This is a genomic window from Xanthomonas euroxanthea (assembly GCF_900476395.1).
Taxonomy (GTDB): Bacteria; Pseudomonadota; Gammaproteobacteria; order Xanthomonadales; family Xanthomonadaceae; genus Xanthomonas; species Xanthomonas euroxanthea.
Genome location: NZ_UIHB01000001.1, coordinates 304,867 through 328,649 on the forward strand (window position 1 = coordinate 304,867; position 23,783 = coordinate 328,649).

The following is a 23,783-nucleotide window of genomic DNA, read 5'->3' on the forward strand; positions in this document are numbered from 1 at the left end:
CACCGCCCGTTGCGCCCATGCGCAACGACGGCCTTGCCATGCGTCACGCGCCGTGACGCACCGTCCTTCCTCGTTGCATCCGTCGTATTCCTGCCAGGAGAACGCACCATGAGCAGCACACTGCAGACCGCCGAACAGATCCAGCACGACTGGGCCAGCAACCCGCGCTGGGCCGGCATCACCCGCAACTACACCGCCGCCGATGTGGTGCGCTTGCGCGGCACCGTGCATGTCGAGCATTCGCTGGCACGGCTGGGCGCGGACAAGTTGTGGAACGCGTTGCACGCCACGCCGTTCGTCAATGCATTGGGTGCATTGACCGGCAACCAGGCGATGCAGCAAGTCAAGGCCGGCTTGAAGGCGATCTACCTGTCCGGCTGGCAGGTCGCCGCCGATGCGAACCTGGCCGGGCAGATGTACCCGGACCAGTCGCTGTATCCGGCCGACTCGGTGCCGGCGGTGGTCAAGCGCATCAACAACACCTTGTTGCGGGCCGATCAACTGCATCACGCCGAGGGCAACGATGACATCGACTTCCTGCAGCCAATCGTGGCCGATGCCGAAGCCGGCTTCGGCGGCGTGCTCAACGCCTTCGAGCTGATGAAGGCGATGATCGAAGCCGGCGCGGCCGGCGTGCACTTCGAAGATCAACTGGCATCGGTGAAGAAGTGCGGCCACATGGGCGGCAAGGTGCTGGTGCCCACCCGCGAGGCGATCGAAAAGTTGAATGCCGCGCGTCTGGCGGCCGATGTGCTGGGCGTGCCCACGCTGCTGATTGCACGCACCGATGCCGAAGCCGCCGATCTGATCACCAGCGACGTGGATGCCAACGACCAGCCCTTCACCACCGGCCAGCGCACCGTCGAAGGCTTCTTCAAGACCCGCAACGGGCTGGATCAGGCGATCAGCCGCGGGCTGGCCTATGCGCCGTACGCGGACCTGATCTGGTGCGAAACCGGCAAACCGGACCTGGAATTTGCCCGCGCCTTCGCGCAAGCCATCCATGCGAGGTTCCCCGGCAAATTGCTGGCCTACAACTGCTCGCCGAGCTTCAACTGGAAGAAGAACCTGGACGACGCCACCATCGCCAGGTTCCAGACCGAGCTGGCGGGCTATGGCTATAAATTCCAGTTCATCACCCTGGCCGGTTTCCACGCCCTGAACTACGGCATGTTCAACCTGGCGCACGGCTATGCCCGCCGGCAGATGAGCGCCTTCGTCGAGTTGCAGCAGGCCGAGTTCGCGGCGGCCGAGATGGGCTTTACCGCGGTCAAGCATCAGCGCGAGGTGGGCACCGGCTACTTCGACGCGGTGACGCAGGCGATCCAGCAGGGTCAGTCGTCCACCACCGCGCTGCGTGGCTCGACCGAGGAAGAGCAGTTTCACGGCGAAAAGGCGGCCTAAGGCAGCGCATGGGCGACGGGGCGGCCACCCGGCGGCCGTGGGGTGGTTCGGAGCGTGCGGTCGATGCCCACCGGCAGGCCCGTAACAGCGCCGCGAAACGGCGCCCGCATCGCTCGTGGTCTGTGGCAGATGCCGGCAGGCCGCTGCCGGGAGGGGGATGGGCTCGGAGAACCGAGCCCATTTTTATTGCCGATACCCGTCATTTCGTCTCGAGTGCTGTGAGAACGAGTGTGACCTGGTACTGAACAAAACGCTGCTGTACGATGCCAGGGCAGGCCGGCGCTGCAGGTCGGTCTAAGGGATTTGGATGACGTGCCATAACACTGCCGGCGCAGTAGAGCCGACGGGGAGCGTTGCAAAGACGCTGTCGGACGGGCTGCATGCGCTGATGACTGCCCAGGAGCTGGCGTTTTTCGCCCGCTTCGGGCGTGCCCGCGAGTTGGCGGCCGGCCAGGCGCTGTTCGAGCGCGGGGCGGTGGGCACGCAGATGTTCATCGTGGTCAGCGGCCAGATCGATCTGGATTTCGGCGAAGACCTGATGCTCAAGCACCTGGGCCCGGGCGAATTCTTCGGCGAACTTGGCCTGCTGATCGGCGACCATGCGCGCAGTGCCGGCGCCACGGCATCCACCGACACCCGCCTGATCGAGCTGGCGCACGAGGACTTCCAGCGCCTGGTCGACCACGACCCATCGATGGTGGCGCATTTTCTGCGCCGCTCCATCGTGCGCGTGGTCAACAACGAGCAGTTGTTGATCCGCCAGCTGCGCCGCCGCAACCACGATCTGGAAGCGGCGCTGGACAATCTCTACGTCACCTCGCACCAGCTCAACCACACCGAAGAACTCAGCCGCACCGACGAACTCACCGGCCTGCACAACCGCCGCGGGCTCGCCCTGCATCTGCAGGAATGCCGACGCGCCGGCAACGTGCCCGGCGTGGGCCTGATCCTGATCGATTGCGACCGTTTCAAGCGCATCAACGACGAGTTCGGCCACCTGGCCGGCGACCGCGTGCTGCAGAACGTCGCCCATGCGCTGCGTTCGGTGATCGCCGACGGCGACCTCGCCTGCCGGCTCGGCGGCGATGAATTCTGTGTGCTGGTCGCGCAAGGCACCCAGGAACTGCTGCACCACATCGGCGAATGCATCGTGCGCGCGGTGGAAGCGCGCCTGTGCAATGGCCAGAGCGAGCAGGGCTGCTCGGTCAGCCTGGGCCTGTGCATGATCGACCCCGACGCGGCATGGAACGATTGGTACACGCTGGCCGACAGCGCGTTGTACGAGGCCAAGCGACAGGGCGGCAACGTGCTGTGCATGCATGAAACGCTGGCGTCGGGACTCACGCTGCCATCCGGCAACGCCACCACGTCGGACAATCGCTGAGCAATGAGCGCCCGCGCCCACGCACGCAAGGATGCGTCGTCGGAAGCGATCCAGGCACCGCGCTTGCGTACCTTGTTGTTGACCGACCTGTGCGATTCGACAGCGCTGGTCGAGCGCATCGGTGACAACGCCGCCGCCGCGCTGTTTCGCGAGCATGACCGGCTGGTGGTCAAGCTGCAGCAGCAGTGGCGTGGCCGCCTGATCGACCGTTCGGACGGATTGCTGTTGCTGTTTGATCGCCCCATCGACGGCCTGGGCTTTGCGCTGGACTACGCGCGCGGCCTCAAGGCGATGGGCGATGCCCGCGCGCTGACGCTGTGCGCCCGCCAGGGCCTGCACGTCGGCGAAGTGCTGACCTGGCGCAACAGCGACGAAGCGGTGAGCATCGGTGCCAAACCGCTGGAAGTCGAAGGCCTGGCCAAGCCCACCGCCGCACGCCTGATGTCGATGGCGCGGCCCGGGCAGATCCTGTTGTCGGCGGTGGCCGAGTCATTGACCCACCGCGCCGCACGCGAACTGGGCGACCGCGGCGAACGCATCCTGTGGAAATCCCACGGCCGCTGGCGCTTCAAGGGCGTCCCCACGCCAATGGAGATTTATGAAGTCGGCGAAGTCGGCCTGACGCCATTGCGCACGCCGAAGAATTCGGCAAAGGCCTGGCGCGATGTTCCGCTGTGGCGGCGGCCGGCGGCACTAATCGCAGAGTTAGGAGTGGTCCTCGGAATTAGTCTTGCTGTCTGGCTATTTGCGCGGCCGCAGCCTGCGATTGCGTTCGCTGAGCGGGATTGGGTGGTTGTGGGAGCGGTGCGCAACCTTACCGGCGACGTCATGCTGGAGAGCTCGCTGGATCAGGCGTTTCGGATCAGTCTGGAACAATCACGCTACGTCAATGTGCTTAGTGAGGATAGAACGCTGAAACTGCTGGCGCTGATGCGCAAGGATCCTTACAAGGAGCCTTTGGATCGCAAGAACGCCTCAGACGTTGCACTTCGCAGTGGCGCACGTGCGGTGCTGCTTCCTTCGGTTGGCTACGTTGGTGGACGCACCCGTTTTGTTGTGGAAGTCGTTGACCCGAAGACACAGCAAACAGTCGCAGTAAGCACTGCTTTTGGTTCCAATCCTTCTATTCTTGCTGCAGTTGACAAGGTTACCGGCGAATTAAGGAATCAGCTCGGCGAAAACCGTGAGAGCATTCGTAACAATAGCCCCGCTTTGCCGGATGTAACAACCTCCAGTCTGGACGCGCTGCGCGCGTATGCGCTTGGGCAAAAGCGTTACTCGGAAGGGAAATACGCCGCTGCATTGGATTTCTTTCAGAAAGCAGTAGAGATAGACCCTCACTTTGCATTGGCTTGGCTGGGACAAGTGCGTGCTCACTTTGCCAATGTCGACTACAGGCAGGCGACTGAAACACTGAGGGTTGCTGAAAAATTCAAATCCAGGCTTCCACCGCGTGAAGCTCTTTACGTTAAGAGCTGGGGAGTACAGCTTCTTGACCCGGCGCAGGCAGCCGATTCCTGGGTTCAGATGGCAGAGCTGTATCCGGACTACGCGCCAGCTCAAGCCAATGCAGCGATGGATCTATTCGTTGCAAACCGATTTACCGAGGCATTGCCTCATGCGCGGATGTCCACACAGAGCAAGTACGACCTCTCCAGCATATCCCTCGATATGTATGGACGCATCCTGCTTGCTCTGGGGCAATACGATCAAGCCGATCGGGCCGTGGCGCAAGCAGTGAACGCTGGGTGGAATGGCGCGTTGCTCCGCCAGGCCGCCGTAGCCGCAGCCAAGCGTGATTTTTCCAATGCGCGCATCGCGCTTAAAAAAGTTGAGACGACCAATTTTCATGCCGGCATCACTCGAGCGACTATCGCTCTGGACGAAGGTGACCTGAGTGGCGCAATTGCGCACGCACAAGCCGGAGTAGACGCAGGCCTGACAAGGCAAGGGACCGACCGCATCAATTACTACGTGCCCCTGGCGACTGCATTGCTGGCGTCGGGGCAGCGCCTAAAAGCTGTAGAGGTAGCCAGAGAAGGTGCACGGCTTGCGCTGCACGACGTAAGCAAAGATGTGCCAATCGATACCATAGACAATCTGTCCACTGCCCTAGCTGCAGCGCTAGTAATGGCGCGCGCGGGAGACCTAGCAAGTGCGGCGAAGGTTCGGCAACAGGTCAAAGCAGCGCCGCTGGCCTATGCAAACCGCTTGATTGTCGAACTGGGCGCAGTGGTGGATGCCGAGATTCTGCTGGCAAACCGGAAGCCGGACGATGCATTTCAATTGCTTACGCCCTATCTGGATTCGGTATCGCGCTTCCAGACACGGGCAACCGCAATGCGTGCGGCACGCCTAGCGCAGCGTAATGAAGATGCGCGCATTCAAAACGACTGGATGCAGCAGCGCCGGGGACTGGCCTACGCGGAAATCGAATGTGGATATTGCTTGCAATCGCTCAATGTAGTGGACCTGAAAGCTGCGGAAGCCTCCTGGATCGCGGAGGCGCAGGGCTGACCCTGCTACCTGTGCCGCAAAGCCGTCGAATTACTTGAGAGTTCGATCGCCGTCATAGCCGGCATCCAGTTGAGGAACGATATGTGAGGTTCCTGACGTAAGCATGGTGTTGATTTGCTCACGGGCGCTTGCGATCACCTCCTTGTCGGCAAGCTGGATGGTGCTTGTGCAATCGCGCACAAAGGCCTCAAGGTTGTCTTCAGGTGCGGCGACGTGCCCGACCAGTTGTAACGCTACCACCGTGTCGGAGACGAATAAGGCGCGGAAGGTGTCATCCGTGGACAGCAGGTCGATCAATTTGCTTGCAACTGCAGGATCAAGCTTCAGCGTCGGCATCTTTTAATTTTTCAGGTGGGTGAAGTATCACATAGCGGCTTCAACGTTGTTGGCTTGAGGGCTAACGTGCAACGGACTCAAGTTTAGGTGGCTGTTAGACGCTATAGCTACCGCAGGTACACCTGCGTAAGGTGCATTTCATGTCGCTGGAGAAGCCGATGCGGGTCAGACGTTGTGCAGTTGTCATGCTGGAGCCACGGGAAACCGTGTTTTATACGTTGGAGAGTCTTCTGCAGGGAGGCAATGGGCTGCAGCATGTCATGGAGTGGTTTGCGCTAGCCCCCCATCTCGATGAGCCAGTGGCAGTGACGGAAGGCCAGCGCCGGTTATTGGGCGAACTCAGCCCCTCGCGTTGGACGGACCGATCGCATCTTGACCATGAAACACTGGAGGAATTGATCGGCGAAGGTCTGGTGCTGGATGAGCGAGCACCAGACACGTTCTTTGCCAAGAACGATGAACGCTTCAGAGCATCGCACTGGCATCCGCTTGCAGCCGTATTGCACGCTTTTACGCGTTGGGACGGCGTGGATGCGGTCAAGAACACACGGGACTCTGGAACCGAAACGGCTGTGGAAATGCGTCGTGTCCTCGGCCCCGCGCCTGCGGAGGTTCAGCGAACCGTTGATGACCAAGCATTGATCGGCTTGCCATTGATGCCCCGGAACGATTTCGACGATCTGCTGGGGCGTCGGGTCACCTGTCGTAATTTTGATCAGCGCAAAGCCGTGCCTCTCCAGATGTTTTCCCACATGCTGCAGCGGGTCTTTGCCGCACAGGGTCAGGTGCAAGTCGGCGACGATCTGGTCTTCTTGAAGAAAAACGTCCCGTCTGGCGGTGGCTTGCATCCGATCGAGGCTTACATTTTGGTCAGGTGCGTGGACGGCTTGGCACCAGGCGTTTATCACTATCGTGCAGATGTTCATGCACTCGAGCTTGTCGCAGGAGTTGAATGCTCCGATGATTTCGTCATGCAGGCTGTCGGGCAACAGCACTGGTTTGCGGATGCGCACGTTCTGATTGCGCTGGTTCCGCGTTTCGATAGAACCTTCTGGAAATACCGGCAACATGCCAAAGGGTATCGGGTGGTCGCATTGGAAGCTGGTCACCTCTCGCAGACGCTCTACCTCGCGGCTACGGATATTGGCCTAGGTGCGTTCATCACCGGCGCCGTCAACGAAAAACATCTTGAGCGCGCTCTGGGGCTGGACCCAATATCGCAAGGTGTTCTAGCTGTCTGTGGCTTTGGTTGGCGCGCCCAAACCATGGTCACAACAGAGCTGGACCCAGCTGGTGCGATCTGGAGTGGAATAAGCGATTCCAATCAATTCGATCAGCGATAGCTCAGCGCAGGAGATTCGCGCTGTTGAATTAGCCATCTCCTGGTGCTTGAAAGGCTTTTGAGTCAATGACCGGCGACCAAGCCGCCGGTCCCCCGACAATACCTGCAGATGCCAATGCGACGCCAACGCATCCTTGGTGGGTGGCACTACGTCCGCAGACCTACCGCCGAATCGCCTGCGTATGCGTCTTCAATGCTTCGCTCAGGCCGTTCACCTTGTCGGCGCCTTCCGGCACGGTGATGCTGGAGCCGGCCAGGTCGTCGCCGATCGGTTGCACGCGGCCGCCCAGGCACTGGCCCAGGAACCCCTCGGTCACCGCGTTGAAGGCCTTGCTGTTTTCCGGGCGCCGGAAGCCGTGGCCTTCGTCCGGGAACAGCACGTAGGTGACCGGAATGTTCTTGGCCTTCATCGCGTTGACGATCTGGTCGCTCTCGGCCTGTTTGACGCGTGGGTCGTTGGCGCCCTGGCCGATCAGCAGCGGCTTGCTGATCTTGTCGACATGGGTGAGCGGTGAGCGTTCGGTCAGCCACTGCTTGCCGGCGTCGGTGGCCGGGTCGCCCATGCGTTTGGTCAGCTGCTTGTAGAAGCTGGCCCAGTATGGCGGCACGGTGCCGAGTAGGGTGTTGAGGTTGGCCGGGCCGACGATGTCCACGCCGCACTTGAACGCGTCTGGGGTAAAGGTCAGGCCGACCAGCGTGGCGTAGCCGCCGTAGCTGCCGCCCATGATCGCCACGTCCTCGGGCCTGGTCACTCCTTGCTTGACCGCCCATTGCACCGCGTCGAGCAGGTCGTCGTGCATCTTGGCGGCCCACTCGCCGTTGCCGGCGTTGGTGAAGGCCTTGCCGAAGCCGGTGGAACCGCGGAAGTTCACCGCCAGCACCGCATAGCCGCGATTGGCCAGCCATTGCTCATACGGCCCGTAGCCGTAGCTGTCGCGCAACCACGGGCCGCCATGCACGAACAGCACCAGCGGTACCGGCTTGTCGGCCTTGCCGTCGTGATTGGCATCGGCCTCGGCGGGCAGGGTGAGATAGCTGACCAGTTTGAGGCCGTCGCGGGCGGTCAGTTCCTGCGGCCACATCGGCACCAGCGGCTTGCCGTCGAGCGCGGGGCGGGCGGAGAACAACTTGGTCAGCTTGCCGCCGTCTGCACGGTCGTAGCGGTAGTAGGTCAGCGGTGTTTCCGCCGCCGAATACCCCACGATCCAGATGCGATCGTCGAGCGTGCGTGCGGCAACGCTGGCATCGCCGCTGCCGAGCGACTTGAGCTTGTTTAGGTCGGCAGCAATGCCGTTGTCCAGCGCCGTCCACTCCTCGCGCAGGTAGTCGGTGGACACGGCCTGCACCACGCCGGTCCTGGGGTCGTTCAAGGTGGCGCCGACATCGGTGCGCGGGTTTTCGAACAGCAGCGTGCGGGCGTTGCTGGCAGTGTCGATGGCATACAGCGCTGCGGTGTCGCGATTGCGCGAATCCTGCATGTACAGCGTCTTGCCGTCGTCGGTGAGGCCGTCGGGCGAGGTGTTGGTGACATCCTCGAACGGGATGCGGTCCACGCTCTTCCAGCGCCTGCCGTCCGGCACCAGCAGCTCCCTGCCCGCATCGTCGGTGGCACGCGTGGCATAGCGCAGCTGGTAGTTGCCATCGAGCAGGTAGGAATCCAGGCTGTCGGTGTTCTGCTGCACCAAGCTGCGCTTGCCCGAAGCCAGGTCCACCCGATACAGGTCATGCCATTTGGGGTCGCGGTCGTTCATGCCGACCATGATCGAGTCGGGATGCTGCGCGCTGACGCGGTACACCTCGGCGTTGGTCTTCTTGAACGGGGTGAGGTCTCTGTTGCTGCCATCGCTCAGATTCACCGAGAACAGATGGAAGTCTTCATCGCCGCCGTTGTCGCGTAGGTACAGCAGCGTGTTGGGTTGATAGGTCCAGAAATAATTGCGGATGCCGCGCGCGGTGTCCTTGGTGATCGCACGCGCCTGGTCCGGCGCATCCACCGGGGCGACCCAGACATTGAGTACGCCGTCCAGCGGCGCGATCCAGCTGAGGTACTTGCCGTCCGGGCTGATGCTCACGTTCGCCCGCTCCGGGTTGCCGAACAGCGCATCGCGGGTGATCAGTTCGGGCGGTGCCGCGGGTGCCGCCGCAGCAGCCGGGGCCGGCGTGGCGGCCTTGTCGGTGACGGGCGCGGTCTTATCGCTGCAGGCAGACAGCGCCAGCAGCATGCTGGAAACAAGAAGCAGGCGTTGCATGGAGGTCTCCGGTCGTGAGCGCGGCCATTCCAGCCGCTTTCCTCACGCTAGAGCCAAGGTCCGTCCCTGTGGACGTGCCGTTGGTCACGCTGCGAGGCGCCGCTACGCAGACGCGGACACGAATTCCACCAACGCGACACCCTCGGCGACCAGTTCGCCTTCTGCCACCAGATACGCCGCCACCGTGCCGTCGCTGGGCGCGTGCAGGGTGTGCTCCATCTTCATCGCTTCGAGCACCACCAGGGCCTGCCCGCGGGTGACCGGCTGCCCTGCGGGGGCGACCAGTGACACGATGCGGCCCGGCATCGGTGCGGTCAGGCCGCCGGCGTCGTGCGCGGGCTGATCGGCCTCGAGCAGCGCGTCATGGTGGCGGAAGCTCGCCCGCTGCGTGGCATCGCGCAATGTCAGTGCATTGACGTCGCGCAGGGCCTGCATGCGCCATTGCCGGCCATCCATTTCCACGCGCAGTGCCCCGTCCTGTACGTGGTAGCGCAGCGTGTGGGTGTGGCCCGCGCACGTCACCTGCCAGCCATCGCCAAGCGGGCGCACGCCGAACTGGCGGCGCTCGCCTGCCGCTTCCAGCGTCATGGTGTGCGCCGCATGCGCGCCGATGCGCCAACCATCGGTGTGCTGCCAGGGCGAAAACGGGTCGGCGGGATCGGCGGCGGCCTTCGGCAACGCTTCGGCGATCAACGCCGCTGCCAGGCACCACCAGGCAGTGGCCGGACTCACCGCATCGGGAAACAGCACTGCCTGCTCGCGTTCGATCAGTGCGGTATCCAGATCGGCCGACGCAAACGACGCCGTGTCGATCAGGCGCGCAAGGAACGCGCTGTTGGTGGTGACACCCACCGCATGGAACTGCGCCAGCGCCTGGCGCATGCGTGCCAGTGCGGCGGGGCGATCCACATCCCACACGATCAGCTTGGCAATCATCGGGTCGTAGTACGGGCTGATGCTGTCGCCTTGCTCCACGCCGGCATCGATACGTACATGCGCGCTTGCTGCGGGAAACTGCAACTGGTGCAGCGTGCCGGTGGAAGGCAGGAAGCCGCGGTCGGCATCTTCGGCATACAGGCGCGCTTCCAGTGCATGTCCATGGATGCGCAGTTCCTGCTGACGCAGCGGCAGCGGTTCGCCCGCGGCAACACGCAATTGCCACTCGACCAGATCGGTGCCGGTGATCAACTCGGTCACCGGGTGCTCGACCTGCAGCCGGGTGTTCATTTCCATGAAATAGAAATCGCCATCCGGGCCGGCAATGAACTCCACCGTGCCGGCGCCGACATAACCCACCGCGCGTGCGGCATCCACGGCCGCCTTGCCCATGGCGGCGCGACGTTGTTCGCTCATGCCGGGGGCGGGCGCTTCTTCCAGCACTTTCTGGTGCCGGCGCTGCACCGAGCAATCGCGTTCGAACAGATAGACGACCTCGCCCCGGGTATCGCCAAAGACCTGAATCTCGATATGGCGCGGCCGCTCGACGTACTTTTCCACCAGCACCTGCGCATTGCCGAATGCCGACTGCGCCTCGCGCTGGCAACTGGCCAATGCTTCTTCGAATGCCGCGCTCGCATCCACCCGGCGCATGCCCTTGCCGCCGCCGCCGGCGCTGGCCTTGATCAACACCGGATAGCCGATCGCGTCGGCCTGTGCACGCAGGAAGGCCGGCGCCTGTTCGTGGCCGTGGTAGCCCGGCGTCAGCGGCACGCCGGCGCGCTGCATCAGCGCCTTGGCCGCGCTCTTGTCGCCCATCGCGCGGATGGCTGCCGCCGGCGGGCCGATAAACACGACGCCGGCCTGCGCACAGGCATCGGCAAATGCTGCGTTTTCCGACAGAAATCCATAGCCGGGATGGATTGCCTGCGCGCCGCTCCTGCGTGCCGCATCCAGGATCGCATCGCCACGCAGATAACTCTGCTGCGCCGGTGCGGCACCGATATGGATTGCTTCATCGGCCAGCCGCACATGCCGCGCATCACGGTCGGCATCCGAGTACACCGCCACCGTTGCGATGCCGAGCTTGCGGCAGGTGGCGATGACGCGGCAGGCGATCTCGCCGCGATTGGCGATCAGGACCTTGTCGAAATACGGCTGTCTTGCTGCGGCGGTGGAATCGCGCTGGGTCATGGCAAGGGTCTCTGCACCCCGCCAGGGCGGCGGGCACTGCGATGGAAAAACGGCTGCACGGAGTACGCGGGACACAGTGCGATGGCCGACGCCGCACTGCGCGAACGCAACTCACTGCTTGGAGCAGGTAACGTGCGCGCACTCATGCACTGCTCCAGGCAACACGCGGCACCCTGCGTGCAGGTGCACGCGCAGTGCCTGGCAATGAAGAGCCGCACATGCAAGCGGGCATCACCGCCTCACATCCGGAACACGCCGAAGCGTGTCGGCTCGATCGGCGCATTCAATGCGGCCGACAGCCCCAGCCCCAGCACGCGACGGGTGTCGGCCGGATCGATGATGCCGTCGTCCCACAGGCGCGCGCTGGCGTAATACGGGTGGCCCTGCTGCTCGAACTGGGCACGGATCGGTGCCTTGAACGCATCCTCTTCCTCGCCCGACCAGGCGCCACCCTTGGCTTCGATGCCGTCGCGGCGCACGGTGGCCAATACGCTGGCGGCCTGTTCCCCGCCCATCACACCGATGCGCGCATTCGGCCACATCCACAGGAAGTTCGGCGAGTACGCACGGCCGCACATGCCGTAATTGCCGGCGCCGAACGAGCCGCCGATCACCACGGTGAACTTGGGCACCTTGGCACAGGCCACCGCCATCACCAGCTTGGCGCCGTCCTTGGCGATGCCGCCATGTTCGTATTTGCGCCCGACCATGAAGCCGGTGATGTTCTGCAGGAACACCAGCGGAATGCCGCGCTGCGTGCACAGCTCGATGAAGTGCGCGCCCTTGAGCGCGGACTCGGAAAACAGGATGCCGTTGTTGGCGATGATGCCGACCGGGTAGCCATGCAGATGCGCAAAGCCGGTGACCAGGGTGCTGCCATAACGCGGCTTGAATTCGTCCAGCTGCGAGTCGTCGACGATGCGGGCGATCACTTCGCGCACATCGAAGGGCTTGCGCGTATCGGCGGGAATCACGCCATACAGCTCGTCGGCCGCATAGCGCGGCGGCAGCGGTGCCTGCAGGGCCAGCGATGCCGCCGGCTTGCGCCAGTTGAGCCGGGCGATGATGGCGCGCACGCGTGCCAGGGCCTGCAGGTCGTTGTCGGCGAAGTGATCGGCCACGCCCGAGATGCGCGTATGCACATCCGCACCGCCGAGTTCTTCGGCACTGACTTCTTCGCCGGTGGCCGCTTTGACCAGTGGCGGACCGCCGAGGAAGATGGTGCCTTGCTCGCGCACGATCACCGTTTCATCGCTCATCGCCGGCACGTACGCACCGCCAGCGGTGCACGAGCCCATCACGCAGGCGACCTGCGGAATGCCGTTGGCCGAAAGGTTGGCCTGGTTGTAGAAGATGCGCCCGAAGTGGTCGCGGTCGGGAAACACTTCATCCTGCAACGGCAGGAACGCGCCGCCGGAATCGACCAGGTAGATGCACGGCAAGCGGTTCTGCTGGGCGATTTCCTGCGCACGCAGATGCTTCTTCACCGTCATCGGGTAATAGGTACCGCCCTTGACGGTGGCATCGTTGGCCACGATCACGCATTCCACCCCGGACACCCGTCCGATGCCGGCCACCACACCGGCGCATGGCACCTGATCGTCGTACATGCCGTGCGCCGCGAGGGGCGCGATTTCCAGCAAGGCGCTGCCCGGATCCAGCAAGGCATCGATGCGCTCGCGCACCAGCAACTTGCCGCGTGCGGTGTGCTTGGCACGCGCGGCATCGCTGCCGCCCAGCGCGGTCTGCGCCAGCGTGCGGCGCAGATCCTCGATCACCGTGCGCATGGCCGCAGCGTTATGTTGGAAGCTTTCGCCGCTGGCCTGCAGCTGGCTGGTGATCACGCTCATGGTGGCTCCGTCAGGCGGTGCGTTCGAACAGCTCACGGCCGATCAGCATGCGTCGGATCTCCGAGGTGCCCGCACCGATTTCGTACAGCTTGGCATCGCGCCACAGGCGCCCGGTGGGGTAGTCGTTGATGTAGCCGTTGCCGCCCAGCACCTGGATCGCCTGGCCGGTGAGCCAGGTGGCTTTTTCGGCCGCGTAGAGAATCGCACCGGCCGCATCCTGGCGCGTGGTCAGCCCCGCGTCGCAGGCACGCGCCACTGCATACACATAGGCGCGGCAGGCGTTGAGCCCGACGTACATGTCGGCCAGCTTCGCCTGCATCAACTGGAAGGTGCCGATCGGCGCGCCGAACTGCTTGCGCTCGTGCACGTACGGCAGCACCACATCCATCGCGGCGGCCATCAGGCCCAACGGGCCGCCGGCCAGCACCACACGTTCGAAATCCAGGCCCGACATCAGCACACGCACGCCACCGTTGAGCGCGCCCAGCACGTTCTCGGCCGGCACTTCGCAATCGCTGAACACCAGCTCGCAGGTGTTGGAGCCGCGCATGCCCAGCTTGTCGAGTTTCTGCGCGGTGGAGAATCCCTTCATCCCTTTTTCGACGATGAAGGCGGTGATGCCGCGTGCGCCGGCCTCCGGGTCGGTCTTGGCGTACACCACCAGCACATCGGCGTCCGGGCCGTTGGTGATCCACATCTTGCTGCCGTTGAGCACATAGCGGTCGCCGCGCGCATCGGCGCGCAGCTTCATCGACACCACATCCGAGCCGGCGCCGGCCTCGCTCATCGCCAGTGCCCCGACGTGCTCGCCGGTGCACAGCCTGGGCAGGTAGCGCTGTTTCTGCTCGGGCGTTGCGTTCTTGCGCAGCTGGTTGAGGCACAGGTTGGAATGCGCGCCGTACGACAGGCCGATGGCCCCGCCGGCCCGCGAGATTTCCTCCATCGCCACCACATGCGCCAGGTAGCCCATGCCGCTGCCGCCGTACTCTTCCTCCACGGTCAGCCCGAGCAGGCCTTGTTCGCCGAACAGGCGCCACAGCTGGGCGGGAAAGACATTGTCCTGATCGGCCGTGGCCGCGAGCGGGGCAATATGGTGGCTGGCAAAGGCCGCCACGCTTTCGCGCAGCAGATCGATGTCTTCGCCAAGCGCAAAATTCAGGGACGGCACGTGCATGGAGCGACTCCGCAGGGATCGGGGTGTGCCGGGTGGGAGCGGGCAGGCCGCACGGCGCTTGTGCGCAGCCTAGCGGTCCGCAGTGAAAAAGTGAACTAAAATTCAACTATTGAACCAAGAATCAGACCATGGCTTATCGACGCTCCGCCCTGATGGAAGAACGCCTGGCCGGCAACCGCGAACGCATCCTGCACGCGGCCCGTGCCCTGATCGCCGAAGGCGGCTACCGCAACGCGCCGGTAACCGCCGTCGCAGCTGCCGCCGGCGTGTCCACCGGGCAGATCTATCGTCACTTCCCATCCAAAGCCGAGCTTTTCGTGGAAGTTCTCAACGAGGCGGTGCAGCGCGAGATGGCCATCCTGCGCGCCATCGCCACCACCCAGGCCAGTGCTGCCGAGCGCCTGCGCACTGCGATCGCCACGTTCGTGCGGCGGGCCCTGGCCGGTCCCGCGTTGGCGTACGCCTTCATTGCCGAGCCGGTGGAAAGCGAGGTGGATGCCGAGCGCATCCGTGGCCGACGCCTGTTCGGAGAGGTGTTCCGCCAGCTTCTCGCCGAAGGCGTGGCGGCCGGCGAGTTCCCGCAGCAGTCGCTGGACGCGGCGGCGGCGTGCATCGTCGGCGCCTTCACCGAGGCCCTGGTGGGACCGATCGCCCCCAGCCGCAGCGATCCGCAGCAGGGCGAGCAGCTGGTCGAGGCGATCTGCGGGTTCTGTCTGCGCGCGGTGGGGGCGCGGCAGCCGGCGGTCTGACAGTGCACTGACCGGGCGTGCTGCTGGGCTGTGCCGAGGCAGATAACTGTGCATATACTGTGCACTCGCCCTGCCGGAGTCCTGCAATGGTCGCCGTTCTCAATCCCCTGGCCCTGACCGAACGCCTGCGCGTGCCGGATCGCACCATCCTGTCGCCCTCGGCCATGGCCGGCCTGCTGGATCTGTCGCAGCAGGAACTGGCCGAGCTGGCCGGTGTGCATCGCAACAGCCTGCGCGTGCATCCGGAAAGCCCGCGCGTACAGGACCTGCTGCGCAACCTGTCGCGCCTGCTGGTGGCGATGACGCAAGTCCAGCCGGACGAACGCCAGGTGGTGTTCCATCTCAAGAACACCCCGATTCCGGCGTTCGAGTTCGCCACCCTGCTGGAAGTGGTCAAACAGGGCCGCACCGATGATGCGCTGACCTATCTGCGCACCGTTGCCGCGGGGGCCGCCGGTTGAAGCTGAGCGCTCCGGCGCACTGCACGCTGTATCGCGCCTTCACGCCGCGCTGGGCTGCCGAACCGTTGAGCGGCGCCGGTGCGGCACGCTCGGGCGGGCGCTTCAATCGCTTTGGACAGCCGGCCCTGTATTTATCGCTGCAACTGGAGACCGCCGCCGCCGAATACGCGCAAGCGGCGCTGTTCCTGCCGCCATTGACCTTGGTCAGTTATGCCGCCGACCTGCCGGCGCTGGCCGATCTGCGCCTGCTCGATGCGAGCTGGGATCCGCTCTGGGCCGACTGGACCGAGGACTGGCGCAAGGCGCTGGTCAACAAGATCGAACCGGTCAGCTGGGTGCTCGGCGACCTGCTGCGCGAGGCGCAGATTCCTGGCGTGATCTTTCCCAGCATGGCGCTGCCGGAGGGCATCAACGTGGTGCTGTTCATGGACATGCTGCAGCCCGAACACGTGTTGCGCGTGCTCGACGACGGTCGCCTGCCGCGCGATGGGCGCAGCTGGGGCGATCCGCCGATCGTGGCGTAGCGACGGACGTCCTTCACCCCACCAACAGCTGCAGCGCACCCGCCAGCAGCGGCGCGGCCACTGCCGTGGGCAGGATCAATCTACGCCGATACGGCAGCAACCACAGCGACAGCAACGCGGCAGCGCCGGTCAATGTGCCCAGCCACAGCACCGGGCCGACGCCCCAGCCTTGTGCGTGTACCGCCAGGCCGAAGGTGAGCAGCACCAGCAGCCAGCCCAGCACGCGCAGTTGCCGCGAGCGCGCCGCGCCCAGCGTGCGACCCGTGACTTCCTGCTGATGCTTGTCCATCGCCAGGCACAGCGCGGCGAATCCGGAAAAATTCAGCGCCAGCAGCAGCCACACGCTCATGCGCTTTCCTGCAGCGGCACGCTGCCCTGCGCAGGCGCGGCGGTAGTGGCGCGCGCGCGTCGCGCCGATGCGGCTTGCGGTGCCTTCCACTGCTGCAGGCGCCAGCCCGCCACGCCCAGCGACATGCCAAGGAACAGGCAGACCAGATCGACCCCGGCCAACATCCATTGCCCGGCCGGCAGCGTCACGCCCAGATGCACATCGGTGGTGATCGCATTGACCACCGGCACCAAGGCGAACAAGGCCGCGCCCAGATACAGCTGCCAGCTCCACATCGCGCGCCGTGGCCACACGAACGCCGCCAGCAATGCAGCGGCCCATGCGGCAAAGAACAGGTTGGCCTCCATTGCCGCGCGCGCCTCCAGGCTCACCGGCAACACCCGGTTGGCCCAGAAGAAACTGGCGAAGGCGATCGGCAAGCCGGCGACCGTGCCGATGTTGAGCGCATCCACCAGCCGCAGCCCGAAACCGATGCGCCCGGCCTTCAGGTGTTTGGGGCGTTCCTTCACCGCCCACATCACCACGCCGCTGGCTACCATCAGGCAACCGAGCAAGCCGGAGCCGAAGAACAGCGCGCGCATCCACGGCCCGGCGAAGTGGGCGATATGCAGGCCCACCATCACCCCGCGCGTCTGGCTGGCGCCACCCGGTGGCCCGCTGTGCTGCAGGCGCTGGCCGCTGACCGCATCGAACAGGATCGATGGCGCATTGGTGGACAGACGATCGGACACCTGGGTGACGCCGACCGCTGCGTGCGCATCGTTGGGCAGCGACACCGCCACGTTGCCGACCTCACCACCGCGCCAGTGGCTGCGCGCACGCGCCACGAATTGCTCCAGCGGCAGCATGTGCGCCGGGGTACCAGACGCTTGTCGCGTATCGGCGACCCGGTTGGCGGATTCTTCGTAGAACCGCATTTCGTTGTCCGGGTACTGCGCCTTGATGCCCCACGGCAGGTACATGAACATCAAGGTCACGATGCCGGTGTAGGTGATCATCGCGTGGTACGGCAATGCGGTCACGGCGCTGACGTTGTGGAAATCCAGCCACGAGCGCAGGCCCTTGCCCGGGCGGAAGGTGAAGAAATCCTTGAAGATCTTCTTGTGCGTGATCACGCCGCTGATGATCGCCACCAGCATGAACATCGCGCAGAAACCCACGATATAGCGCGACCACATCACCGGCAGATAATGCAGATCGAAATGCAGCCGGTAGAAGAATTCGCCGCCCAGGGTGTCGCGCGCGGCGATCTCCTTGCCGGTGGCCGGGTCGATGATGGCGTTGCCATACATCTCGCGGCGACTGGCCGGTTTGCCATCGGTTGGCGCGGGGTTTTGCCAGTACATGCTGACCACCGGATTGCGCGCGTCCGGCAAGGTGATGTTCCAGCTCTGCGCATCGGCGGCATGCGTCTGCAGATACTGCTCGGCACTGCGCAGCGCGGTCGCGCTGCTCACCGTGGTGGTGGGCAGTTCCGGACGCATCCAGCGGCTGATTTCGTCGCGGTAATAACTCGCCGTGCCGCCCATGAAGATCAACAGCAACACCCAGCCGACCAGCAGCCCGGTCCAGGTGTGCAGCCACGCCATCGACTGGCGGAATCCCTGCTTCATGCCACGCCCCGTTGCAGCCATGCGGCCAGTGCGAACATCAGCGCCGCCGGCACGGCGATGCCGGCCCAGGCGCGCCACACGCTGGCGGTGGCGAAGGCCCATAGCGGCGCGCAGGCACACACTACGATGCCGACCAGCATGCTGGTCAGCACCGCTTCGCTGCGTGGCAGCGGCAACACCAGCGCCAGCAGCAGATTGGTGGCGCTGGCGAGCGCATAGCCGCCAAACATCGCCGCCAGCGTGCGCGCAAGCACGCCCAGCCAGGGGCGCCTGAACCAGGGAAGCGGCAGGGACGGTGCGGTAGCCATCGGATCGGCGGCGCGTGTGGCCGGCTTACTCGGCCAGGAAGGTCAACGTGCTGATGTGGTGGATCATCGCCACCTGCTTGCCGGCGATCTCACGCTTCACCGGCTCCTTGTTGGTGGCGACCAGGATGTGCCGGCCGGCGCGCAGCTTGGGCAGGGTCACCTGGCCGTTGGCATCGGAGGTCAGCGTCTTCTGCCACTTCTGCGGGTCGATCACCGTCACCTCGACCTTGGGCAGCGGCTTGTTGCGATAGAGCACGGTCAGCGTATTGCTGTTGGCAGCGGTGGGCACCAGCTCGAAATCGAGCTTGGCCGACGGCGTGGCGCGCCCGGCGCGTGCGTAGTAGCTCACCGTCTCGAAGCTGCCGGCTTCGCCCTTCCACGGCTCGAACACGCTGTCGTCGCTCAGCCACGCATCGCCGCTGCCGGACAGCGGCGCGGTGAGGAACGCGTTGCCGCGCTGCAGGGCGCCGGCCTTGCCGGCCGTGCCGAACACGGTCGGCTTGACCACGCGCTTGATCTCGTCTTCGCCATGGTCGAGGGTGTCCTGCGCCGGTTCGCCGAAGTAGATGCGCACCGGGCCGCTGCCGTCGCGCTCGATCCAGATCTCGTGGGCTTGGGCAGACAGGCTGATGCTGGCCAAGGCCAGGCAGGACAGCAGGAAGGACTTCATCGCGGCGACTCCTCGTAGGCGGGACCGGGCGAGGCGAGAACCGCGTCACCGTGGATTGATGGGAATGATACGCAATTCCCCTGGGCGAGACCAACGTGTCATGCGGCATTGCGGCAATTCATCCGCAGCTACAGACGGGCGCGCGGGCAAGAGCGACAGCGCGGCAGGGCGCAGCGCACACCGCAGGAATAACTGTCATGCACAGTGGCCAGACGGGCGCGAACTGTGCTCTATACTCCGGCGCTAGCAGAGGTCTTCGACCAACAGCCAGGGGTGAGCGCGTGCGGAATTACGACCTCGAGTTCCTGAAGAAATTCTCGATGGTGATCGGACTACTGGTGGTGATCACCCTGGGCCTGATTGCCCTGGCAGCCTATTTGCAACGCGCCATTCCCGACGAAGTCTCGCCCACCGCGGCCAAACGCGTGCAGCAACGCATCGCCCCGGCCGGCGCGGTCTATGCCGGCACCACCGGTGCGTCCGCACAGGCCGCAGCCCAGGCCGCAGCGCTGGCCAAGGCCGCCTCGCAGTCTGCCTACGGCGGCAGCACCGACGGCAAGACCATCTTCGACAACCTGTGCACCGCCTGCCACACCACCGGCGTGGGCAAGGCGCCGACGCTGGACCACGCGCATTGGGACGCGCGCATCGCCCAGGGCAAGGACACCTTGTACAAGCACGCGATCGAGGGTTACACCGGCCCGGACGGCGGCATCATGCCGCCCAAGGGTGGCAACCCGGCACTGACCGAAGAGCAGGTGCGGGCCACGGTCGACTGGATGCTGAGCAATTTGAAGTAAGCCTCTAAAGCAGCAAGCGCCTGGAACACGTGGCTGACACAGGCAGTCGGTGTGTGGCCAGGTGGCCGCATGCCGTGCGCGGGTGCGTCGACTGGCAACCGCGAGGCCTGCGCGTACGGGAGCACGCTTTTTTTATAGGCGGCAGGCATTGCGCGCGCGTTTGCGCTCGCTGCGCGACGTGCTCGCACGACCACGCCAGCCTTGCGCGACCGCCTCAGCGCCGTTGCTTTAGGGGAATGCCGCAATTGCCGGCAGCTGTGCACCGGCCACGTCATCCACGCAGCAGCTGGTCGCCACTTGCAACGTTTTGCTAGCCTGTCACGGTTCTCACGCGCCGCCTTCAAGGCGGCGCCTGCAGGTGGTCCAGGTCTTTCCGGAGTGTGTCGATGTCGCGTTGCTCGCTGGTTGTGCTCGGTGTGATCGGTCTGTTGGCGCCACTGCTGGGCAGTGCCGCCGAGGGCGCGCCGCAACGTCTGTCCATCGCCGACGTCCAGGGCGAAGACACCCGTAGCCCCCACGACGGCCGTGTGGTCGACGTGGAGGGCATCGTCACCGCCGATACGCGCGTTGGCCTGGGCGGGCTGTTCGTGCAGCAGCCCGGCTTCGAGCCGCGGCGCTCGCATGGCCTGTTCGTCACCGGTGCCGGCAATGCCGAGGTGGCGGTGGGCGACCGCGTGCGCATCGTCGGTACGGTGCGCGAGGTGTCGGCAGGTGGCGAGGCGAGTCTGACCACGCTGGATGCCAGCAGCATCGAGCGGCTCGCCAGCGGCCAGCCGGTACCGGTGCGCATGCTCAGCGGGCCGCCGGCCAGCTGGGAAGCGCTGGAAGGCGAGCACGTGCGCATCGCCGCGCTGACGCTCAACGGCAGCGATCGCCTGGACGCCGACGGCGAGCTGGTCGCCGCCTTCGGCGGGCGCCTGTGGCAGCCCAGCGAAGTGGCCGCCGCCGGCACCCCGGCCTTTGCGCAGGTGGAGGCCGACAACGCCCGTCGCCGGGTGGTGCTGGACGATGCACGCAATGGCCGCAGCCCCAAGACGGTGGCCTATCTGCCGGCCGATCCGGCGCTGCGCACCGGCAGCCTGCTCAAGTCGGTCGATGGCATCGTCGACCAGCGCTATGACGGCAACTACCGCATCCAGGTGCTGACCCCGTTGACGCTGCCTGCCATGCCGGCTGCTGTGGCGCCGCAGGTGGGTGGCGATCTACGGATCGCCTCGTTCAATCTGGAGAACTTCTTCAACGGCAATGGCCGCGGCGGCGGCTTCCCGACCAAGCGCGGTGCGCGCACGCATGAGCAGTTCCAGGCCCAGCTGACCAAGCTGGTGTCCACCATCGTGCCCTTGCGCGCCGATGTGGCCGCGTTGATGGAGCTGGAAAACGACGGCAATGGCGCCGATGCGGCGGTGGCGCAACTGGTCGCCGCGCTCAACGCGGCCGGCACCGACAAGGACTGGCAGTTCGTGGACACCGGCAGCGGCCCGGGCGATGACGACATCCGGGTCGGCATCGTGTATCGCAGTTCCCAGGTCACCCCGGTCGGCAAGCCGGCCACGCTGACCGGCGGCCCGTTCGACAGCCATAGCCGGGTGCCGCTGGCGCAAGCCTTCCGCAGCACCCGCGGGGCAACCTTCGTGGTGGTCGCCAACCACTTCAAGTCCAAGGGCTGCGGTAGCGCCAGCGGCGCCGATGCCGACCAGCGCGATGGCCAGGCCTGCTGGAACGCCACCCGTACCGAGTCGGCCAAGCGCCTGCACCAGTGGCTGCAGACCGACCCCACCGGCGCGCAGACCAAACTCGCCGTGCTGCTGGGTGACTTCAACGCCTACGCCATGGAAACCCCGATGCGCAGCCTGCGCGCCAGCGGCTGGCAGGACGCCTTCGCGGTGGCCGGCGTGAAGCAGCCCTACAGCTATGTCTACGACGGCATGAGCGGACGGCTGGATCATGCGTTGTTGAGCCCGGCGATGGCCAAGCAGCTGCGCGGCGCGGTGGAATGGCATATCAACGCCGATGCCAGCGACGACGCCGGCTACGCCAAGCGCAACCTGCCCGGCCCGTGGCGCAGTTCCGACCACGACCCGGTGTTGCTGGGCTTTTCGCTGTAGCAGCGCCGGTGGTGGCCGTGCTCCTAGCGCGCGCACTTTCCATGCCGGCGACGTAGCCGCAGATTGACCAGGTGCGTGCTGGCCAGCAGCAGACTGCCGGTCACCGTGACCGGGGTTTCCAGCGCCGCGCCGGCCACGCCGCTTGCGCCCAGGACCAGACCGGCCAGCCCGAAGACCGCCAGTGCCCACACCGGCGCGGGCAGTGCATGCCGGCGATGGCTGCTCCATAGCGCATAGCCGCTCAGCGGCACGGCTGCCGCGGCGAACACCACATGCACCCATTCGGCCCGGCTCCACGCACCCAGCAGCGGAAGCGCGGCGGCCAGCAGTGGCAAGGCCAGGCAGTGCAGCAGGCACAGACTGGAAAGAGCGATGGCCGAGTTGTCCAGCACAGAAGCGGTAACGCGCATGGAGCGGGTCCTGTCGAGCAAGTGTTATATAGTAACACTTCACTCCAGCCAGGCTCTCAGGATGTCCCTGTCCCCCAAGCGCGATCCACGCCTCCCCGTCACCGTGCTGTCAGGCTTTCTCGGCGCAGGCAAGACCACCTTGCTCAATCGCCTCCTCCACAACCGCGCCGGCCTGCGCGTGGCGGTGATCGTCAACGACATGAGCGAGATCAACATCGACGCGCAACTGGTGCGTGATGGCGGTGCGGCCTTGCGACGCACCGAAGAGACGCTGGTGGAATTCAGCAATGGCTGCATCTGCTGCACGTTGCGCGATGATCTGCTGCAGGAAGTGCGGCGGCTGGCCGAGCAGAAGCGTTACGACTATCTGCTGATCGAATCGACCGGCATTGCCGAACCGATGCCGGTGGCGGCCACCTTTGCGGTGCGTGATGCCGAGGGCTTCAGCCTGGCCGACATCGCCCGGCTCGACACCATGGTGACGGTGGTGGACGGCAGCCGCTTCCTGCAGGATTTCGGCTCGGCCGCCACGCTGGCCGAGCTCGGCCAGCAGGCCGGCCCGGACGATACCCGCGGGCTGGTGCAGTTGCTGGGCGAACAGGTGGAGTTCGCCGACGTGCTGGTGATCAGCAAGTGCGACCAGATCGACGCACGGCAGTTGCAACGCCTGCGCGCGGTGTTGCGTGCACTCAATCGCGAGGCGGCGATCGTGGACGCCGTGCAGGGTCAGGTACCGCTGGAACAGTTGCTCGATACCGGCCGCTTCGATTTCACCCGTGCGCAGCTGGCACCGGGCTGGATGCATGAGCTGCGCGGCCAGCACACGCCGGAGACCGAGGAATACGGCATCAGCAGTTTCGTCTATCGCGCACGCCGGCCGTTCCATCCGCAGCGCTTTGCGCGCATGGTGCAGCGCGGGCTGCCGCAGGTGATTCGCAGCAAGGGCTTTTTCTGGCTGGCCAGCCGCATGGATTGGGTCGGCGAATTGTCCAGCGTCGGCGGCGCGACCCAGACCAATGCAGCCGGCTTCTGGTTTGCCGCACGCCACCGGGTGGATGCGCACGCCATCGGCGAGCCGCTGCAGACCAGCATCACGCCACTGCCGTATACCGATATCGGCTGGCAGCGTCAGCAGACGCAATGCTGGACCGCGCCATTGCCGCGCCTGCACGAAGTAGGCGATGCCGGCGAATACGCCGCGATGCAGCGGTTGTGGCACCCGTTGTGGGGCGACCGCCGCCAGGAGCTGGCGGTGATCGGCGTGGACATGGATGCGCCACGCACGCGCGCTGCGCTGGATGCCTGCCTGCTCAGCGACTACGAACTGCGCCAGGGCCCGGCGCAGTGGCAGCTGCTGGACGATCCGTTTCCGCACTGGGAGCGTTGATGGCGGGCTGGATTACGCTGT

General features: G+C 65.2%; 20 protein-coding genes. 10 read left to right on the plus strand and 10 right to left on the minus strand.

Features of this window, described 5'->3' with window-relative positions:
- Positions 1 to 108 precede the first annotated feature (108 nt).
- The 3 genes from aceA to CPBF1521_RS01295 all read left to right on the plus strand — a co-directional run bounded on the left by aceA (position 109) and on the right by CPBF1521_RS01295 (position 5,305).
- Positions 109 to 1,404: an isocitrate lyase gene (gene aceA, locus CPBF1521_RS01285; RefSeq protein ID WP_104649604.1), complete on the plus strand. Its 1,296-nt coding sequence runs from the start codon at positions 109 to 111 to the stop codon at positions 1,402 to 1,404.
- Between the two features lie 307 nt (positions 1,405 to 1,711).
- Positions 1,712 to 2,788 (plus strand): GGDEF domain-containing protein, encoded by a 1,077-nt coding sequence (locus tag CPBF1521_RS01290; RefSeq protein ID WP_115675651.1) that lies wholly within the window; start codon positions 1,712 to 1,714, stop codon positions 2,786 to 2,788.
- 3 nt (positions 2,789 to 2,791) lie between these two features.
- Entirely contained in the window at positions 2,792 to 5,305 is a 2,514-nt protein-coding gene (locus CPBF1521_RS01295; RefSeq protein ID WP_115675652.1) for a putative peptide modification system cyclase, read from the plus strand.
- Between the two features lie 30 nt (positions 5,306 to 5,335).
- Here CPBF1521_RS01295 and CPBF1521_RS01300 read toward each other — a convergent pair whose 3' ends face one another.
- The gene (locus tag CPBF1521_RS01300) at positions 5,336 to 5,641 is read right to left on the minus strand and encodes an NHLP-related RiPP peptide (protein ID WP_104649602.1); all 306 of its coding nucleotides are present in this window, start codon (positions 5,639 to 5,641) and stop codon (positions 5,336 to 5,338) included.
- A gap of 158 nt (positions 5,642 to 5,799) precedes the next feature.
- Here CPBF1521_RS01300 and CPBF1521_RS01305 point away from each other — a divergent pair, with 158 nt between their 5' ends.
- A complete protein-coding gene (locus CPBF1521_RS01305; protein WP_115676467.1) occupies positions 5,800 to 6,984 on the plus strand; it encodes a putative peptide maturation dehydrogenase in 1,185 nt (394 codons plus the stop codon).
- 160 nt (positions 6,985 to 7,144) lie between these two features.
- Here the strand turns inward: CPBF1521_RS01305 and CPBF1521_RS01310 are convergent, their stop codons facing one another.
- The 4 genes from CPBF1521_RS01310 to CPBF1521_RS01325 form a co-directional block, all read right to left on the minus strand.
- Positions 7,145 to 9,232 carry a S9 family peptidase gene (locus CPBF1521_RS01310; RefSeq protein WP_115675653.1) on the minus strand — a complete coding sequence of 696 codons (2,088 nt, stop codon included), beginning with the start codon at positions 9,230 to 9,232 and terminating at the stop codon, positions 7,145 to 7,147.
- Positions 9,233 to 9,334: 102 nt separating this feature from the next.
- Entirely contained in the window at positions 9,335 to 11,362 is a 2,028-nt protein-coding gene (locus CPBF1521_RS01315) for an acetyl/propionyl/methylcrotonyl-CoA carboxylase subunit alpha (RefSeq protein WP_115675654.1), read from the minus strand.
- Between the two features lie 239 nt (positions 11,363 to 11,601).
- Positions 11,602 to 13,212: a carboxyl transferase domain-containing protein gene (locus CPBF1521_RS01320; protein ID WP_115675655.1), complete on the minus strand. Its 1,611-nt coding sequence runs from the start codon at positions 13,210 to 13,212 to the stop codon at positions 11,602 to 11,604.
- Positions 13,213 to 13,222: 10 nt separating this feature from the next.
- A complete protein-coding gene (locus CPBF1521_RS01325) occupies positions 13,223 to 14,386 on the minus strand; it encodes an isovaleryl-CoA dehydrogenase (protein ID WP_115675656.1) in 1,164 nt (387 codons plus the stop codon).
- A 128-nt stretch (positions 14,387 to 14,514) separates the two neighbouring features.
- Between CPBF1521_RS01325 and CPBF1521_RS01330 the strand changes: the two genes are divergently transcribed.
- The 3 genes from CPBF1521_RS01330 (at position 14,515) to CPBF1521_RS01340 (ending at position 16,120) form a co-directional block, all read left to right on the plus strand.
- On the plus strand, positions 14,515 to 15,135 hold the full coding sequence (locus tag CPBF1521_RS01330) for a TetR/AcrR family transcriptional regulator (RefSeq protein ID WP_104649595.1): 621 nt from the start codon (positions 14,515 to 14,517) through the stop codon (positions 15,133 to 15,135).
- Positions 15,136 to 15,221: 86 nt separating this feature from the next.
- A complete protein-coding gene (locus CPBF1521_RS01335; RefSeq protein WP_010370465.1) occupies positions 15,222 to 15,596 on the plus strand; it encodes a hypothetical protein in 375 nt (124 codons plus the stop codon).
- Complete coding sequence (locus CPBF1521_RS01340; protein ID WP_115675657.1) at positions 15,593 to 16,120, plus strand: RES family NAD+ phosphorylase; 528 nt, start codon at positions 15,593 to 15,595, stop codon at positions 16,118 to 16,120. The genes CPBF1521_RS01335 and CPBF1521_RS01340 overlap by 4 nt, the downstream gene beginning before the upstream one ends.
- 13 nt (positions 16,121 to 16,133) lie before the next feature.
- Here CPBF1521_RS01340 and CPBF1521_RS01345 read toward each other — a convergent pair whose 3' ends face one another.
- The 4 genes from CPBF1521_RS01345 to CPBF1521_RS01360 are packed head-to-tail and all read right to left on the minus strand — an operon-like array spanning position 16,134 to position 19,060.
- On the minus strand, positions 16,134 to 16,469 hold the full coding sequence (locus CPBF1521_RS01345) for a DUF3325 domain-containing protein (protein ID WP_115675658.1): 336 nt from the start codon (positions 16,467 to 16,469) through the stop codon (positions 16,134 to 16,136).
- Positions 16,466 to 18,082: a PepSY-associated TM helix domain-containing protein gene (locus CPBF1521_RS01350; RefSeq protein ID WP_115675659.1), complete on the minus strand. Its 1,617-nt coding sequence runs from the start codon at positions 18,080 to 18,082 to the stop codon at positions 16,466 to 16,468. The genes CPBF1521_RS01345 and CPBF1521_RS01350 overlap by 4 nt, the downstream gene beginning before the upstream one ends.
- Complete coding sequence (locus CPBF1521_RS01355; RefSeq protein WP_104649592.1) at positions 18,079 to 18,390, minus strand: DUF3649 domain-containing protein; 312 nt, start codon at positions 18,388 to 18,390, stop codon at positions 18,079 to 18,081. The genes CPBF1521_RS01350 and CPBF1521_RS01355 overlap by 4 nt, the downstream gene beginning before the upstream one ends.
- 25 nt (positions 18,391 to 18,415) lie before the next feature.
- Entirely contained in the window at positions 18,416 to 19,060 is a 645-nt protein-coding gene (locus CPBF1521_RS01360) for a DUF4198 domain-containing protein (RefSeq protein ID WP_115675660.1), read from the minus strand.
- Positions 19,061 to 19,341: 281 nt separating this feature from the next.
- Between CPBF1521_RS01360 and CPBF1521_RS01365 the strand changes: the two genes are divergently transcribed.
- Together CPBF1521_RS01365 and CPBF1521_RS01370 are read left to right on the plus strand one after the other, a co-directional pair.
- Entirely contained in the window at positions 19,342 to 19,860 is a 519-nt protein-coding gene (locus CPBF1521_RS01365) for a c-type cytochrome (RefSeq protein WP_016902056.1), read from the plus strand.
- Positions 19,861 to 20,246: 386 nt separating this feature from the next.
- The gene (locus CPBF1521_RS01370) at positions 20,247 to 21,965 is read left to right on the plus strand and encodes an ExeM/NucH family extracellular endonuclease (protein ID WP_115675661.1); all 1,719 of its coding nucleotides are present in this window, start codon (positions 20,247 to 20,249) and stop codon (positions 21,963 to 21,965) included.
- Positions 21,966 to 21,988: 23 nt separating this feature from the next.
- Here the strand turns inward: CPBF1521_RS01370 and CPBF1521_RS01375 are convergent, their stop codons facing one another.
- Positions 21,989 to 22,375, minus strand: a complete 387-nt coding sequence (locus tag CPBF1521_RS01375) for a MerC family mercury resistance protein (protein ID WP_115675662.1) — start codon at positions 22,373 to 22,375, stop codon at positions 21,989 to 21,991.
- A gap of 61 nt (positions 22,376 to 22,436) precedes the next feature.
- Here CPBF1521_RS01375 and CPBF1521_RS01380 point away from each other — a divergent pair, with 61 nt between their 5' ends.
- Complete coding sequence (locus CPBF1521_RS01380) at positions 22,437 to 23,762, plus strand: GTP-binding protein (protein WP_115675663.1); 1,326 nt, start codon at positions 22,437 to 22,439, stop codon at positions 23,760 to 23,762.
- Positions 23,763 to 23,783 lie beyond the last annotated feature (21 nt).

Excerpts from the sequence above, each read along its gene's own strand:
- aceA (WP_104649604.1), top strand. The coding sequence starts at position 109 with ATGAGCAGCACACTGCAGACCGCCGAACAGATCCAGCACGACTGGGCC.
- CPBF1521_RS01290 (WP_115675651.1), top strand. The coding sequence starts at position 1,712 with ATGACGTGCCATAACACTGCCGGCGCAGTAGAGCCGACGGGGAGCGTT.
- CPBF1521_RS01295 (WP_115675652.1), top strand. The coding sequence starts at position 2,792 with ATGAGCGCCCGCGCCCACGCACGCAAGGATGCGTCGTCGGAAGCGATC.
- CPBF1521_RS01300 (WP_104649602.1), bottom strand. The coding sequence starts at position 5,641 with ATGCCGACGCTGAAGCTTGATCCTGCAGTTGCAAGCAAATTGATCGAC.
- CPBF1521_RS01305 (WP_115676467.1), top strand. The coding sequence starts at position 5,800 with ATGCGGGTCAGACGTTGTGCAGTTGTCATGCTGGAGCCACGGGAAACC.
- CPBF1521_RS01310 (WP_115675653.1), bottom strand. The coding sequence starts at position 9,232 with ATGCAACGCCTGCTTCTTGTTTCCAGCATGCTGCTGGCGCTGTCTGCC.
- CPBF1521_RS01315 (WP_115675654.1), bottom strand. The coding sequence starts at position 11,362 with ATGACCCAGCGCGATTCCACCGCCGCAGCAAGACAGCCGTATTTCGAC.
- CPBF1521_RS01320 (WP_115675655.1), bottom strand. The coding sequence starts at position 13,212 with ATGAGCGTGATCACCAGCCAGCTGCAGGCCAGCGGCGAAAGCTTCCAA.
- CPBF1521_RS01325 (WP_115675656.1), bottom strand. The coding sequence starts at position 14,386 with ATGCACGTGCCGTCCCTGAATTTTGCGCTTGGCGAAGACATCGATCTG.
- CPBF1521_RS01330 (WP_104649595.1), top strand. The coding sequence starts at position 14,515 with ATGGCTTATCGACGCTCCGCCCTGATGGAAGAACGCCTGGCCGGCAAC.
- CPBF1521_RS01335 (WP_010370465.1), top strand. The coding sequence starts at position 15,222 with ATGGTCGCCGTTCTCAATCCCCTGGCCCTGACCGAACGCCTGCGCGTG.
- CPBF1521_RS01345 (WP_115675658.1), bottom strand. The coding sequence starts at position 16,469 with ATGAGCGTGTGGCTGCTGCTGGCGCTGAATTTTTCCGGATTCGCCGCG.
- CPBF1521_RS01350 (WP_115675659.1), bottom strand. The coding sequence starts at position 18,082 with ATGAAGCAGGGATTCCGCCAGTCGATGGCGTGGCTGCACACCTGGACC.
- CPBF1521_RS01355 (WP_104649592.1), bottom strand. The coding sequence starts at position 18,390 with ATGGCTACCGCACCGTCCCTGCCGCTTCCCTGGTTCAGGCGCCCCTGG.
- CPBF1521_RS01360 (WP_115675660.1), bottom strand. The coding sequence starts at position 19,060 with ATGAAGTCCTTCCTGCTGTCCTGCCTGGCCTTGGCCAGCATCAGCCTG.
- CPBF1521_RS01370 (WP_115675661.1), top strand. The coding sequence starts at position 20,247 with ATGTCGCGTTGCTCGCTGGTTGTGCTCGGTGTGATCGGTCTGTTGGCG.
- CPBF1521_RS01375 (WP_115675662.1), bottom strand. The coding sequence starts at position 22,375 with ATGCGCGTTACCGCTTCTGTGCTGGACAACTCGGCCATCGCTCTTTCC.
- CPBF1521_RS01380 (WP_115675663.1), top strand. The coding sequence starts at position 22,437 with ATGTCCCTGTCCCCCAAGCGCGATCCACGCCTCCCCGTCACCGTGCTG.